The sequence below is a fragment of the Vibrio sp. L5-1 genome (genome assembly GCF_021728315.1).
Taxonomy (GTDB): domain Bacteria; phylum Pseudomonadota; class Gammaproteobacteria; order Enterobacterales; family Vibrionaceae; genus Vibrio; species Vibrio splendidus_K.
Map to the genome: position 1 here is coordinate 45,087 of NZ_JAKKCQ010000003.1, position 13,642 is coordinate 58,728.

A 13,642-nucleotide genomic window follows, 5' to 3' on the forward strand; every position below is an offset into this window, starting at 1 on the left:
TTTATTTCATTTCTACGGTCATATGTGATGCGAAATCTAACTATCCTTGGCGCTACCGGCTCAATTGGTGCAAGTACACTAAAAGTCGTTGAACAAAACCCAGATCTCTATTCGGTCGTGGCACTGGCTGCCGGGTCGAATGTCGAAAAGATGTTGGCGTTAGTTGAAAAGTGGCAACCAAGCTATATTGCTATGGCTTGCCCAGATGCAGCATCTCAGCTGACTGAAATGCTGTCCGCTAATTATCCTAACGTTACAGTACTTTCAGGCCCAGAAGGCATGTGTCAGGTTGCTTCTCTAGAGGAAGTGGACACGGTAATGGCTGCGATTGTGGGAGCAGCAGGCTTGCTTCCTACGATGGCATCGGTTAAGGCTGGTAAGCGTATTTTGCTTGCTAATAAAGAAGCTTTAGTGATGTCAGGGCAGTTGTTTATAGACGCCGTGGAAAAGTACGGTGCTGAACTACTTCCTGTAGACAGTGAGCATAATGCTATCTTCCAATGTCTACCGCAAAATGTACAAACCCATCTAGGTCGTTGTAATCTGGAAGAGAACGGTATCAACCATATTCTCTTGACGGGTTCTGGTGGTCCTTTCCGCTATACGGATGTTGCTGAGTTAGAATCGGTAACACCGGCTCGCGCTATTGCACACCCTAACTGGTCTATGGGCCCTAAGATCTCTGTTGACTCTGCGACCATGATGAATAAAGGTCTTGAGTACATTGAAGCTAAGTGGCTATTTAATGCTTCTCAAGAACAATTAAAAGTCATTATTCATCCTCAGTCTGTGATTCATTCAATGGTCCAGTACAAGGATGGCTCGGTACTTGCTCAAATGGGTGAACCCGATATGGCGACGCCAATCGCTTTGACGATGTCTTATCCTGAGCGTACAGAAGCTGGCGTTAAGCCTCTGGATTTCACCAAAGTGGGCGAGCTTACTTTTCTAGAACCCGATTTTAGCCGTTACCCATGTTTAAGATTAGCAATTGAAGCGTGTTACCTAGGGCAGCATGCAACAACAGCAATTAATGCTGCCAATGAAATTGCAGTCGATGCCTTTTTGAACAATCGGGTTAAGTTTACCGATATTGCTGTCATTAACGAGCATGTTATGAGCAAAGTATGTGAACAATATAGCTCTGAGGGCTTAGATAGCTTGGAAAGCCTTCTTGAGCTAGATAATATGTCTCGTCAAATAGCCATTCAATTTATTAAAGAGCAGCTAGCATGAGTGGAATTCTGTGGAACTTCGCATCTTTTATTGTAGCGCTTGGTATTCTGGTTGCTGTTCATGAGTTTGGACACTTCTGGGTTGCTCGTCGTTGTGGTGTGAAAGTAGAAAAATTCTCGATTGGTTTTGGTAAATCAATCTGGAGCAAGATCGGCCGTGATGGTACTGAATACAGCTTGTCAGTGATTCCGCTGGGCGGCTACGTTAAGATGCTCGATGGGCGTGTTGACGACCTTTCTGAAGAAGAGCAGCAATACGCTTTTGACAAGAAGCCATTGTGGAAACGCACGGCCATAGTCGGTGCAGGCCCAGCATTTAACTTTATCTTTGCTGTGTTTGCGTATTGGCTGGTATTTTTGATTGGCGTGCCTGCGGTTAAACCGGTGATCGGTGAGGTCACCCCGCAATCTATTGTTGCACAAGCCGGAATTGAAACTGGAATGGAACTTAAATCTATTTCAGGAATCAAAACCGCAGATTGGGAATCAGTCAATATGGGTTTGATATCTCATATTGGTGACCAATCCATGACAGTAACGGTTTCTTCTCAAGACGATATTGGCTTTGAGCAACAGATGACATTGGATATTTCAGACTGGTCTTTCGACCCAGAAACTGAGTCTGCAATGACAACGCTTGGTTTTAGACCGTACTCTCCAGAGATATCAACAGTGCTTGCTCAAGTTATTGATGATGGTGCTGCAGACTCTGCGGGGCTAGAAGCTGGTGACAAAATTGTTGAAATTAATGGGCAGCCAATTGAACAGTGGCAGTCGGTTGTTGAGTTGATTCGCTCGAACCCGATGAAATCCATGAACCTTATTGTACTGCGTAATGGTTTTGAACAGTCGTTGTCTATGACGCCAAAAAGTCGAGAGCTTTCTGATGGTTCAATAATCGGCTATGCGGGTATTGCTCCAGAAGTCGCAGAATGGCCAGAAGATTATCGCTTTGAGTTACAATTTGGTGTAATTGAGTCTGTAGGAAAAGCATTTGATAAAACAGGTCAAATCATTGGTTTGACGCTGACAATGCTCAAGAAGCTCATCGTTGGCGATGTCGGCTTAAACAACTTGAGTGGCCCGATTTCAATTGCTAAAGGCGCAGGTACAACCGCCGATTACGGTTTGGTTTACTTCTTAGGCTTTTTGGCTCTGATTAGTGTCAATTTGGGTATTATTAATTTGGTTCCGCTGCCTATGCTTGATGGCGGACATTTGCTCTTTTTCGCTATTGAGGCCATTACTCGTAAACCTGTCCCTGAAAAAATTCAGGAAATGGGATACAGAGTGGGAGGTGCAATCCTCTTCTCTTTGATGGCTCTGGCAATATTTAATGATTTTACTCGTCTGTGAATGGTTTCTCACAGGCATTGGTAGTAGCAAGGAATAATTAGAATAAATATGGCGATTAAGCAAATTCTGTTCGCAAGTCTATTGGCCACTAGTGTGGCAGCGAACGGAGCACAAAACTTTGTAGTTCAAGATATCAAGATCGAAGGTTTACAGCGTGTTGCACTTGGTGCAGCTCTACTGAAAATGCCAGTGCGTATTGGCGATGAAGTGGATGAAGGCGATGTATCTGAGATCATTCGTGCACTGTATGCTTCAGGTAACTTTGAGGATGTTAAGGTCCTTCGCGATGAAGGTGTTTTAGTTGTTCAAGTAAAAGAACGACCGACCATCGCAAGCATTTCATTTTCAGGGAACAAAGCGATCAAAGAAGAGCAACTTCAACAGAACCTAGATGCATCTGGTGTTCGTGAAGGTGAAGCGCTTGACCGCACAACGCTGAGTAACATCGAGAAAGGCCTTGAAGATTTTTACTACAGTGTTGGTAAATACAACGCGACAGTAAAAGCGGTTGTGACACCTTTGCCTCGTAACCGTTCTGACCTTAAGTTTGTATTTACTGAAGGCGTATCCGCTAAGATTCAGCAAATCAACTTTATTGGTAATGAAGTCTTCTCTGATGCTGAGCTACTGAGCCGTTTCAACCTGAATGTTGATGTTGCATGGTGGAATTTCCTTGCGGATGAAAAATACCAGAAGCAAGTATTAGCGGGTGATATCGAAGCGTTGAAATCGTACTACCTTGACCGTGGTTACCTTAAATTTAAGGTGGATTCTACACAAGTAGCGATCTCTCCAGATAAGAAAGGCGTTTACATCACGCTTGGTATTGATGAAGGCGAAGCCTACACCGTTAAAGATGTCGCGTTTCGCGGTGAGCTGATTGGTCGTGAGGCTGATTTTGAAGCATTAGTACCATTTGAAGACGGCGATACGTACAACGGCTCTTCTGTGACATCACTAGAAGAGGGCGTAAAGCGTATTCTTGGTGAGTCTGGTTATGCGTACCCACAAGTACGTACTATTCCTGAATTTGACGATGAGACCAAAGAAGTGTCATTGGTTATTAATGTAGAAGCGGGCAGCCGTATCTACGTTCGTGATATTCGATTTACGGGTAATAACTCGACCAAAGATGAAGTACTACGTCGTGAAATGCGTCAAATGGAAGGCAGCTGGCTTAACTCTAAGTCAATTGACACCGGTAAGAGCCGCCTTAACCGTTTAGGTTTCTTTGAAACGGTTGATGTACAAACAGTGCGTGTTCCTGGCAGTGAAGACCAAGTTGACTTGGTTTACAACGTTAAGGAAGCGAACTCAGGCAGCATCAACTTTGGTGTTGGTTACGGTACCGAATCAGGTGTCAGCTTCCAAGTCGGTTTGCAACAAGATAACTTTGCGGGTTCAGGTAACCGTGTTGGCGTAAGTGCCATGATGAACGATTACCAAAAGAACGTGAGCTTAGACTACCGAGACCCATACTGGAACCTTGATGGTGTGAGCTTAGGCGGTAAGATCTTCTATAACGAATTCGAAGCCTCTGAAGCGGGTATTGTCGACTATACCAACCAAAGTTACGGCACCAGCCTGACATGGGGCTTCCCTATGGATGAACTGAACCGTATCGAATTTGGTGTTGGCTATACGCACAACAAGATCGGTAACGTTCCGACTTATATCCAAGTGGAACAGTTCGCGAGAAGTATTGACCAATATGGTGACGAAAACATCTTAACCGATGACTTCGATATCAATATCTCTTGGACTCGTAACAACCTTAACCGTGGTTTCTTCCCAACCGAGGGTAACCACCAACGTGCTTTCGCCAAAATGACTGTACCAGGCTCTGACGCTAAGTACTTCAAAGCTCAGTACGATGTAAAACATTACATCCCGCTGACCAAAAAGCATGAGTTCACACTTTTGATGCGTGGCCGATTAGGCTATGGTAATGGTTACGGTCAAACGGATGGTAATGATAACTTGTTCCCATTCTACGAGAACTACTACGCAGGTGGCTTTACAACGTTGCGTGGCTTTGGCTCTAACTCAGCGGGTCCAAAAGCCGTTTACGGGAGCAGTACGGGTAACAACCCTACGTACAGCTCTGCAACCGATGATTCGGTTGGTGGTAATGCGGTTGCCTTGGCAAGTTTAGAGTTAATTGTACCTACGCCGTTTGCTTCTGACGAAGCACGTAGCCAGATTCGAACCAGTGTCTTCTTCGACATGGCAAGTGTATGGGATACCGAGTTCGTAGACCGTGGTGCACCTAACAGTGGCAGCCAGTATTACTACGATTACTCTGATCCAACAAATTACCGTTCATCTTATGGTGCAGCCCTTCAATGGATGTCGCCGATGGGCCCATTGGTTTTCTCTCTAGCGAAACCCGTTAAAATTTACGAAGGTGATGATGAGGAATTCTTCACATTTACCATTGGTAGAACTTTCTAATATTTAAAGGACAATATTTTGAAAAATATGATTAAAGCAGCAGGTTTAGGCCTTGTAGTTCTTAGCTCTTCTTTCTTTGCAACAGCTGCTGAAGCTGCGCAAAAAGTGGGTTATGTAAACACTGCACAAGTATTCCAGGCTCTACCTCAACGCGAAGTTGTTCTTCAAAAAATGCAGGAAGAGTTCAAAGATAAAGCAGCTGAGCTGCAGAGCATTCAAGCAGAAGCAAAAACTAAGATTGAAAAGCTTAAGCGTGATGGTGAACTACTAGGTCCTGACGAAGTTGAGAAGCTTCGTATCGAAGTCGGTCAACTAGATAGTAAGTACAAAATCAAAGCTCAAGCTCTAGAAAAAGCAAGCCAACGTCGTGAAGCACAAGAGAAGCAGAAGCTATTCAAAGTGATTCAAGATGCTGTAACTAAAGTTGCAGAGAAAGAAGGCTACGACATGATTGTTGATATTCAAGCTCTGCAGTACGGCAAGCCGGAATACAACATCTCTGAGCAAGTAATTAAATCACTGAAATAAGTTTATGAAGAACCTGACTTTAGCCGAATTGGCAACGATTACCGGGGGAGAGCTACACGGAGACGGTACGGTTACCGTTTCAGCAGTTGCTCCTATGGATAAAGCGCAAGAAGGAAACATTACGTTCCTTTCGAACGTGAAGTACAGCAAGCACCTTGGTGACTGTAAAGCATCCGCTATTATGGTTAAAGAGAGTGAGCGCGAACTGTGTAAGACCAACGTGATTGTGGTCAGTGACCCTTACGTTGCTTTTGCTAAAGTTGCTCAAGCGCTTGATACTACTCCTGCACCCGCAGCGGCTATCGCTGATTCTGCTTCAATTTCAAGCGATGCAACCATTGGACAAAATGTGTCTATCGGTGCGAACGCTGTGATTGAGTCTGGTGTGGTGCTTGGTGATGATGTGATCATCGGAGCTGGTTGTTTTATTGGTAAAAATGCAAATATTGGCACAGGCACTAAGCTATGGGCTAACGTAAGTGTTTACCATGAAGTCGTGATTGGTGACGCGTGTTTGATTCAATCAAGCACTGTCATTGGCTCTGATGGCTTTGGTTATGCGAACGAGAAAGGTGAGTGGGTTAAGATTCCACAAGTCGGTTCAGTTCGCATTGGTAACCGTGTAGAAATTGGCGCGTGTACAACCATCGACCGTGGCGCATTAGATGACACAATCATTGAAGATAACGTTATCTTAGATAACCAGCTTCAAATTGCTCACAATGTTCACATCGGATATGGTTCTGCTATTGCAGGTGGTACTATTATCGCAGGCAGCACGACTATAGGTAAGTACTGTATTATTGGTGGCGGTTGTGTGATTAATGGTCATATTGAAATCGTTGGCGGCGTTACAATCACCGGTATGGGGATGGTAATGCGCAGTATCACTGAGAAAGGCATGTACTCTTCGGGTATTCCTTTACAGCCAAACAAAGATTGGCGTAAAACAGCAACGCGTGTACATCGTATTGATGAAATGAACAAGCGTTTGAAAACCGTTGAAAAACTTATCGAGAAGAGCGCGGAATCATAATTCCAGCATTTCTAATAAAAGGCTCGCGTACAGCGAGTCTTTTTCGTTTATAATCCTTCTAATTAAATAAAGAATATACATAGGAATACGACTTTGACTACTGAACAGACAACGATGAACATTACTGAAATTCAGGAACTATTACCTCATCGCTACCCATTCTTAATGGTTGATCGTGTGACTAGCTTTGAAAAAGAAAAAACACTGACTGCGATTAAGAATGTCTCTGTTAACGAACCTCAGTTCACTGGCCACTTCCCTCAACTTCCTGTATTCCCAGGCGTGTTGATCTTAGAAGCAATGGCGCAAGCAACTGGTCTTCTAGCATTTAAATCATTTGGTGCCCCTTCTGGTAACGAGCTTTACTACTTTGCAAGTGTAGATAAAGCTAAATTCCGCAAGCCAGTAGTGCCAGGTGACCAACTGATTATCGAAGTTGAATTCTTAAAAGAGCGTCGTGGTATTGCATCGTTTAACGGCGTTGCTAAGGTTGACGGCGTAGTTGTATGTTCAGCTGAACTTAAATGTGCTCGTAGAGAGTTTTAATATGATTCATGAAACAGCGAAAATTCACCCGGCAGCAGTAATCGAAGGTGATGTAACTATCGGTGCTAACGTGACGGTTGGGCCTTTCACTTACATTGCTGGTAACGTGACAATTGGTGACGACACTGAAGTGATGTCGCATGTTGTGATCAAAGGTCACACAACCATTGGTAAAGAAAACCGCATCTTCCCACACGCAGTGATTGGAGAAGAAAATCAAGATAAAAAATACGGCGGTGAAGACACGACTGTTGTGATCGGTGATCGCAACGTGATTCGTGAAGCAGTTCAGATCCACCGTGGTACAACTCAAGACAAAGCAACCACAGTGATCGGGGATGACAACTTACTTTGTGTTAATGCTCACGTAGCACACGATGTTATTGTTGGTAACCATACTCACATTGGTAACAACGCTATTCTTGGCGGTCACGTCACAGTGGGTGACTACGCTGGTGTAATGGCGCTATCTGCGATTCACCCGTTCTGTTCAATAGGTGCTTACGCCTACATTGGCGGCTGTTCTGCTGTTGTTCAAGATGTACTGCCGTACGTGCTTGCACAGGGTAACCATGCGGCTCCATTTGGCCTTAACCTAGTGGGCTTGAAGCGTAACGGATTTGAGAAACCAGAAATTCGTGCACTACAGAAAGCGTACAAAGAGTTATACCGTTCAGGTAAAACACTTGAAGAAGCGAAAGCGGCTTTAGTTGAAATGGCGAAAGAGTTTACTTCGGTTACTCCTATGCTAGAAATGCTAGAGAACTCTGAGCGCGGTATTATTCGTTAATACTTGATATGATTGTTTACCAATCAGCGCAAGTACGACAATAATGACTTAATCAGATTGGTATAACAAAAAGATCGCTACTCATTGGGCGGTCTTTTTTGTTTTAGGCAAGAAGGGAATTGGAAAACTATGGCACAGCAAGAAGCAGCAACCAATAGCTCGGACTTCGTTTCGAATGAACCTCTACGCGTAGGTATCGTCGTTGGAGAACTCTCGGGTGACACGCTTGGCGAGGGTTTTATTAAAGCGGTCAAATTACAATATCCGAATGCTGAATTCGTGGGTATTGGCGGACCAAAAATGAAGGCGTTGGGTTGTGAGTCTCTTTTCGAAATGGAAGAGCTTGCCGTGATGGGGCTTGTAGAAGTGCTTGGTCGTTTACCTCGTTTGTTAAAAGTGAAAGCGGAACTGGTTAAGTATTTCACTCAAAACCCGCCAGATGTCTTCGTTGGTATCGATGCGCCAGACTTCAACCTAAGACTTGAATTGGATCTTAAGAACGCGGGTATTAAGACCGTTCATTATGTCAGCCCTTCAGTATGGGCATGGCGTCCAAAGCGTATCTTTAAAATCGACAAAGCAACCGACTTGGTACTGGCTTTCTTGCCGTTCGAAAAGGCGTTCTACGATAAATATAACGTTGCTTGTGAATTTGTTGGCCATACATTGGCAGACACCATTCCACTAGAACCGAATAAGAAAGAGGCTCGCGAGCTTTTAGGTTTAGATCAAGATAAGCCTTGGTTAGCCGTATTACCGGGTAGTCGCGGTGGTGAGATGAGTTTGATTGCTCAGCCATTTATCGAAACGTGCCAGCGCATTAAGCAGAAATACCCTGATATCAATTTTGTTGTTGCGCTCGTTAATGAGCAGCGTAAAAAGCAGTTCACTGAAATTTGGCAATCGACGGCACCTGAACTTGAATTTACGTTGGTAGAAGATACCGCCACCAACGTGATTACCGCTGCTGATTCTGTTCTGTTAGCTTCGGGTACTGTTGCTCTCGAATGCATGTTGCTGAAACGCCCGATGGTCGTTGGCTACAAAGTAAATAAACTGACGGGTTATATTGTTAAGAAATTATCGATTACTGAATTCGTATCGTTGCCGAACATTTTGGCTGGCGAAGAGATTGTGAAAGAGCATATTCTTGAAGAGTGTCACCCAGACTTCTTGTTTCCGTCTGTCGATAAGATGCTATCCGCTGATAACAGCGCATTAATCGAACGCTTTACCGATATGCATCATTGGATTAGTAAAGACGCGGATAAACAAGCCGCTAATGCGGTATTGAAATTGATAGATCGACCATGTGTTGAGTCATAAAGTGCTTGTTTACAGAACATTAAGAGAAGAATTATGGCAGTAAAAGAGAAAAAAGAGCTTCCTCCTTTTGAGTATCCTCAAGGCTACCAGTTATTTGCTGGTGTTGATGAAGTAGGGCGCGGGCCGTTAGTTGGCGATGTTGTTACTGCTGCGGTTATCCTCGATCCTAATAATCCAATCGAAGGTTTGAACGACTCAAAGAAACTGTCTGAGAAGAAGCGTCTAGCTCTGTTTCCTGAAATCAAAGAGAAAGCCTTGGCTTGGTCTGTTGGCCGTTGTTCCCCGCAAGAAATTGATGAGTGGAATATTCTGCAAGCGACCATGATTGCTATGCAGCGAGCGATCGCAGGGCTAAGCGTTCAACCTGATATGGCACTAATCGATGGAAACCGCGTTCCTGAACTGCCGATGGATGGTCTTGCGATTGTAAAAGGGGACTTGCGAGTTGCTGAAATCAGTGCGGCATCTATCATCGCTAAAGTCGTTCGTGACCAAGAGATGGAAGAACTTGATAAACTTCATCCAGAGTTTGGTTTTGCTAAACATAAAGGTTATCCGACCAAAGCGCATTTCGAAGCGATTGAAAAACATGGTGTAACCGAGCATTACCGCAAAAGCTTTAAGCCAGTAAAGCGCATTTTAGGTCTCGATTAAAACTCGTCGGCTAAGGCTGTATATTGATTAGGGCTTAGTATTGGTTAGAGCTTTATACTGATTAGAGCTTTATCTTGCTTAGACTCATGTTGACCGGAGCAAGGCATCGAATAAAGTTGCTTATTTGCGGTAGAAAAAAATAGAATACACACAGTTGTAATCCTAGGCCTAAACCTAGAACTCAGGAAAAATAATGTCAGATCCAAAATTTGTTCACCTACGCGTACACAGTGATTTTTCGATGGTGGATGGCCTCTCTAAGGTGCCACCATTAGTTAAAAAAGTCGCTGAAATGGGTATGCCCGCTCTAGCATTGACCGACTTTACTAACCTATGTGGCTTGGTGAAATTTTACGGTACTGCACATGGGTGTGGGGTTAAGCCAATTATTGGTGCTGACTTCTTGATGCAGTCTCCGGATTTTGGCGATGAATTAACCAAACTCACTGTTATTGCAACGAATAATAAAGGTTATAACAACCTAACATTATTGATTTCAAAAGCTTACCTTCGTGGTCATGTTCAACATCAGCCAGTTATTGATAAAGAGTGGCTGATTGAACATGCCGAAGGCCTGATTCTTCTATCGGGAGCAAAAGAGGGTGAGATTGGTAAGGCGCTGCTGAAAGGCAATCGAGAGTTGGTTGCAAGCAGCGTTGAGTTTTACAAAACACATTTCGCAGACCGTTTTTATCTGGAGCTAATTCGTACTGGGCGCCCGGACGAAGAGTCTTATCTGCACTTTGCACTAGAGCTTGCTGAACAAGAAGACCTGCCTGTTGTCGCGACCAACGAAGTGGTTTTCATCTCTGAAGACTTGTTTGACGCCCATGAAATTCGTGTGGCGATTCACGACGGTTTTACAATGGTTGATCCACGTCGACCGAAAAACTACAGCTCACAACAATACTTGCGTAGTGAAGAAGAGATGTGTGAGTTGTTCTCAGACATCCCTGAAGCACTGGAAAACAGTGTCGAGATTGCTAAGCGTTGTAACGTAACTGTTCGACTGGGCGAATACTTCTTACCTAACTTCCCAACGGAAGGTTTGGCGATTGAAGACTTCTTGATTAAAAAATCAGAAGAAGGCCTTGAGCGTCGTTTAGCGTTTCTATTCCCTGATGAGAAAATTCGAGCTGAACGCAGACCTGAATACGATGAGCGACTCAAGATTGAACTTGAAGTTGTCAACAACATGGGGTTCCCGGGTTACTTCTTGATCGTAATGGAGTTCATCCAGTGGTCAAAAGATAACGACGTACCAGTAGGTCCGGGTCGTGGTTCTGGTGCCGGTTCTTTGGTGGCTTACGCATTGGATATCACAGATCTTGATCCACTTGAATATGACTTGCTGTTTGAACGTTTCTTGAACCCAGAACGTGTATCTATGCCCGATTTCGATATCGACTTCTGCATGGATAAACGCGACCAAGTTATTGATCACGTAGCCGAGATGTACGGTCGTGATGCCGTTTCTCAGATCATCACCTTTGGTACTATGGCGGCAAAAGCGGTAATTCGTGACGTTGGCCGTGTATTGGGCCACCCGTTTGGTTTCGTTGACCGTATTTCTAAGCTGGTTCCGCCAGATCCGGGCATGACGCTAGAGAAGGCCTTCCTTGCTGAGCCAGCATTGCCAGAACTCTACGACGGTGATGAAGAAGTACGCGAACTGATTGATAAGTGTCGTATTCTTGAGGGGTGTACGCGAAATGCCGGTAAGCACGCGGGTGGTGTTGTTATCTCACCCACCACGATTACCGACTTTGCACCTATTTATGCCGATGCGGAAGGCAACTTCCCGGTAACGCAATTCGATAAGAATGACGTTGAAACCGCCGGTTTGGTTAAATTCGACTTCTTGGGTCTACGTACCCTGACTATCATCGATTGGGCGTTAGGCCTCGTAAACCCACGCTTGAAGAAAGAGGGTAAAGAGCCGGTTCGTATTGAATCGATCCCTCTAGATGACCAAGCGTCATTTAACCTATTACAAAATTCTGAAACGACGGCGGTATTCCAACTGGAATCACGCGGTATGAAAGATCTGATCAAGCGTCTACAACCCGACTCTTTTGAAGATATCATCGCATTGGTAGCTTTGTTCCGCCCGGGCCCTCTGCAATCAGGCATGGTAGATAACTTTATCGACCGTAAACACGGCCGAGAGGCTGTATCTTACCCTGATGAAACGTGGCAACACGAATCGTTAAAAGAAACACTAGAACCGACTTACGGCATCATCCTTTATCAAGAGCAGGTAATGCAAATCGCTCAGATCCTTGCGGGTTATACGCTTGGTGGAGCCGATATGTTGCGTCGTGCGATGGGTAAGAAAAAGCCTGAAGAGATGGCAAAACAGCGCGGTACCTTTAAAGAAGGTGCCGAAGCCAATGGTGTTGATGGCGAACTGTCCATGAAGATCTTTGACTTGGTAGAGAAGTTTGCGGGCTACGGCTTCAACAAATCTCACTCGGCTGCATACGCACTGGTTTCTTATCAAACGCTGTGGCTGAAAACCCACTACCCAGCGGAGTTTATGGCAGCGGTAATGACCGCAGATATGGATAACACCGAAAAGGTTATTGGCCTTGTCGATGAGTGTTTCCGTATGAAGCTCAAGCTTCTTCCACCCGATATTAACTCAGGTTTATATCGCTTTAATGTCGATGAAGATGGCGCGATTGTTTATGGCATCGGTGCGATTAAAGGGGTGGGTGAAGGCCCAATTGAAGCCATTATTGAAGCGCGTAATAAGGGCGGTTACTTTAAAGACTTGTTCGACTTCTGTGCACGACTCGATTTGAAAAAAGTGAACAAGCGTGTTATCGAAAAGTTGATTCTGTCAGGCGCCTTAGATAGATTAGGTCCTCACCGAGCAGCGATGATGGCCTCATTGAAAGATGCGGTTAAGGCGGCAAGCCAACATCACCACGCTGAGTCGTTTGGTCAATCGGATATGTTTGGCGTGTTGACTGACGCTCCGGAAGAGGTGGAACACAAGTATACCCAAGTACCGAAGTGGCCTGAAAAGGTTTGGCTTGAAGGTGAGCGTGAGACGTTAGGTTTGTATTTAACGGGTCACCCGGTTAATGCGTACATTAAAGAGCTCGCGAAATACACTAGCTGTCGTTTGAAAGACGCCACGCCAACTCGTCGTGACCAGTCTTTAACGATTGCAGGTTTGGTAATTGCTGCTAGGGTAATGACCACGAAGCGCGGAACTCGAATTGGTTTGATGACCCTCGACGACCGATCGGGGCGAATGGAAGTGATGTTGTTCTCGGATGCGCTCGATCGCTACGCTGAATTACTCGAAAAAGATAAAATAGTGGTCGTTTCTGGACAGGTCAGCTTTGATGATTTCAATGGTGGGCTTAAAATGTCCGCGCGCGAGGTCATGGACTTAGGAAGCGCCCGTGAGAAATATGCTCGTGGGGTGTCGATATCTATCGATCAATCCCAAATTAACGGTCAATTTTTTGAACGCTTTAGTCAAATCTTAGAACCTTATAGAGCCGGAACGGTCCCAGTCAATGTATACTACCAGCGTGCCGACGCTAGAGCGCGGTTAACATTGGGCACAGAATGGCGTGTGACGCCAAGTGATACATTACTAGACGAATTAAAACAGCTGCTTGGAAATAGCCAAGTAGAACTCGAATTTAACTAAAATTTAGCTTCGTGAATACGGAGCTGAATCAACAAGGATTCATA

Annotated in this window: 10 protein-coding genes; all 10 read left to right on the forward strand. The window is 44.7% G+C overall.

Annotated elements, in window-relative coordinates:
* The first annotated feature begins 27 nt into the window (after positions 1 to 27).
* A complete protein-coding gene (ispC, locus tag L3V35_RS12650) occupies positions 28 to 1,236 on the forward strand; it encodes a 1-deoxy-D-xylulose-5-phosphate reductoisomerase (RefSeq protein ID WP_065205031.1) in 1,209 nt (402 codons plus the stop codon).
* Positions 1,233 to 2,591 (forward strand): sigma E protease regulator RseP, encoded by a 1,359-nt coding sequence (gene rseP / locus L3V35_RS12655; protein ID WP_171312522.1) that lies wholly within the window; start codon positions 1,233 to 1,235, stop codon positions 2,589 to 2,591. The genes ispC and rseP overlap by 4 nt, the downstream gene beginning before the upstream one ends.
* A 48-nt stretch (positions 2,592 to 2,639) precedes the next feature.
* Positions 2,640 to 5,045 carry an outer membrane protein assembly factor BamA gene (bamA, locus tag L3V35_RS12660; protein WP_004734344.1) on the forward strand — a complete coding sequence of 802 codons (2,406 nt, stop codon included), beginning with the start codon at positions 2,640 to 2,642 and terminating at the stop codon, positions 5,043 to 5,045.
* Positions 5,046 to 5,072: 27 nt separating this feature from the next.
* Positions 5,073 to 5,573 carry an OmpH family outer membrane protein gene (locus L3V35_RS12665; protein WP_004734343.1) on the forward strand — a complete coding sequence of 167 codons (501 nt, stop codon included), beginning with the start codon at positions 5,073 to 5,075 and terminating at the stop codon, positions 5,571 to 5,573.
* 4 nt (positions 5,574 to 5,577) lie between these two features.
* Positions 5,578 to 6,609, forward strand: coding sequence for a UDP-3-O-(3-hydroxymyristoyl)glucosamine N-acyltransferase (gene lpxD / locus L3V35_RS12670; protein ID WP_017079409.1), 1,032 nt, complete (start codon positions 5,578 to 5,580; stop codon positions 6,607 to 6,609).
* A 93-nt stretch (positions 6,610 to 6,702) separates the two neighbouring features.
* Entirely contained in the window at positions 6,703 to 7,155 is a 453-nt protein-coding gene (gene fabZ, locus L3V35_RS12675; protein WP_004734341.1) for a 3-hydroxyacyl-ACP dehydratase FabZ, read from the forward strand.
* 1 nt (position 7,156) lies between these two features.
* Entirely contained in the window at positions 7,157 to 7,945 is a 789-nt protein-coding gene (gene lpxA / locus L3V35_RS12680; protein WP_102475234.1) for an acyl-ACP--UDP-N-acetylglucosamine O-acyltransferase, read from the forward strand.
* Between the two features lie 129 nt (positions 7,946 to 8,074).
* Complete coding sequence (lpxB, locus tag L3V35_RS12685) at positions 8,075 to 9,271, forward strand: lipid-A-disaccharide synthase (protein WP_237299965.1); 1,197 nt, start codon at positions 8,075 to 8,077, stop codon at positions 9,269 to 9,271.
* Between the two features lie 33 nt (positions 9,272 to 9,304).
* The gene (gene rnhB / locus L3V35_RS12690) at positions 9,305 to 9,925 is read left to right on the forward strand and encodes a ribonuclease HII (RefSeq protein WP_102444482.1); all 621 of its coding nucleotides are present in this window, start codon (positions 9,305 to 9,307) and stop codon (positions 9,923 to 9,925) included.
* Positions 9,926 to 10,118: 193 nt separating this feature from the next.
* Positions 10,119 to 13,598: a DNA polymerase III subunit alpha gene (gene dnaE / locus L3V35_RS12695; protein WP_061022344.1), complete on the forward strand. Its 3,480-nt coding sequence runs from the start codon at positions 10,119 to 10,121 to the stop codon at positions 13,596 to 13,598.
* Positions 13,599 to 13,642: the final 44 nt, after the last annotated feature.

What these genes read in the sequence shown, in the direction of transcription:
- ispC (WP_065205031.1), top strand. Translation starts at nt 28, where the DNA reads ATGCGAAATCTAACTATCCTTGGCGCTACCGGCTCAATTGGTGCAAGT.
- rseP (WP_171312522.1), top strand. Translation starts at nt 1,233, where the DNA reads ATGAGTGGAATTCTGTGGAACTTCGCATCTTTTATTGTAGCGCTTGGT.
- bamA (WP_004734344.1), top strand. Translation starts at nt 2,640, where the DNA reads ATGGCGATTAAGCAAATTCTGTTCGCAAGTCTATTGGCCACTAGTGTG.
- L3V35_RS12665 (WP_004734343.1), top strand. Translation starts at nt 5,073, where the DNA reads ATGATTAAAGCAGCAGGTTTAGGCCTTGTAGTTCTTAGCTCTTCTTTC.
- lpxD (WP_017079409.1), top strand. Translation starts at nt 5,578, where the DNA reads ATGAAGAACCTGACTTTAGCCGAATTGGCAACGATTACCGGGGGAGAG.
- lpxA (WP_102475234.1), top strand. Translation starts at nt 7,157, where the DNA reads ATGATTCATGAAACAGCGAAAATTCACCCGGCAGCAGTAATCGAAGGT.
- lpxB (WP_237299965.1), top strand. Translation starts at nt 8,075, where the DNA reads ATGGCACAGCAAGAAGCAGCAACCAATAGCTCGGACTTCGTTTCGAAT.
- rnhB (WP_102444482.1), top strand. Translation starts at nt 9,305, where the DNA reads ATGGCAGTAAAAGAGAAAAAAGAGCTTCCTCCTTTTGAGTATCCTCAA.
- dnaE (WP_061022344.1), top strand. Translation starts at nt 10,119, where the DNA reads ATGTCAGATCCAAAATTTGTTCACCTACGCGTACACAGTGATTTTTCG.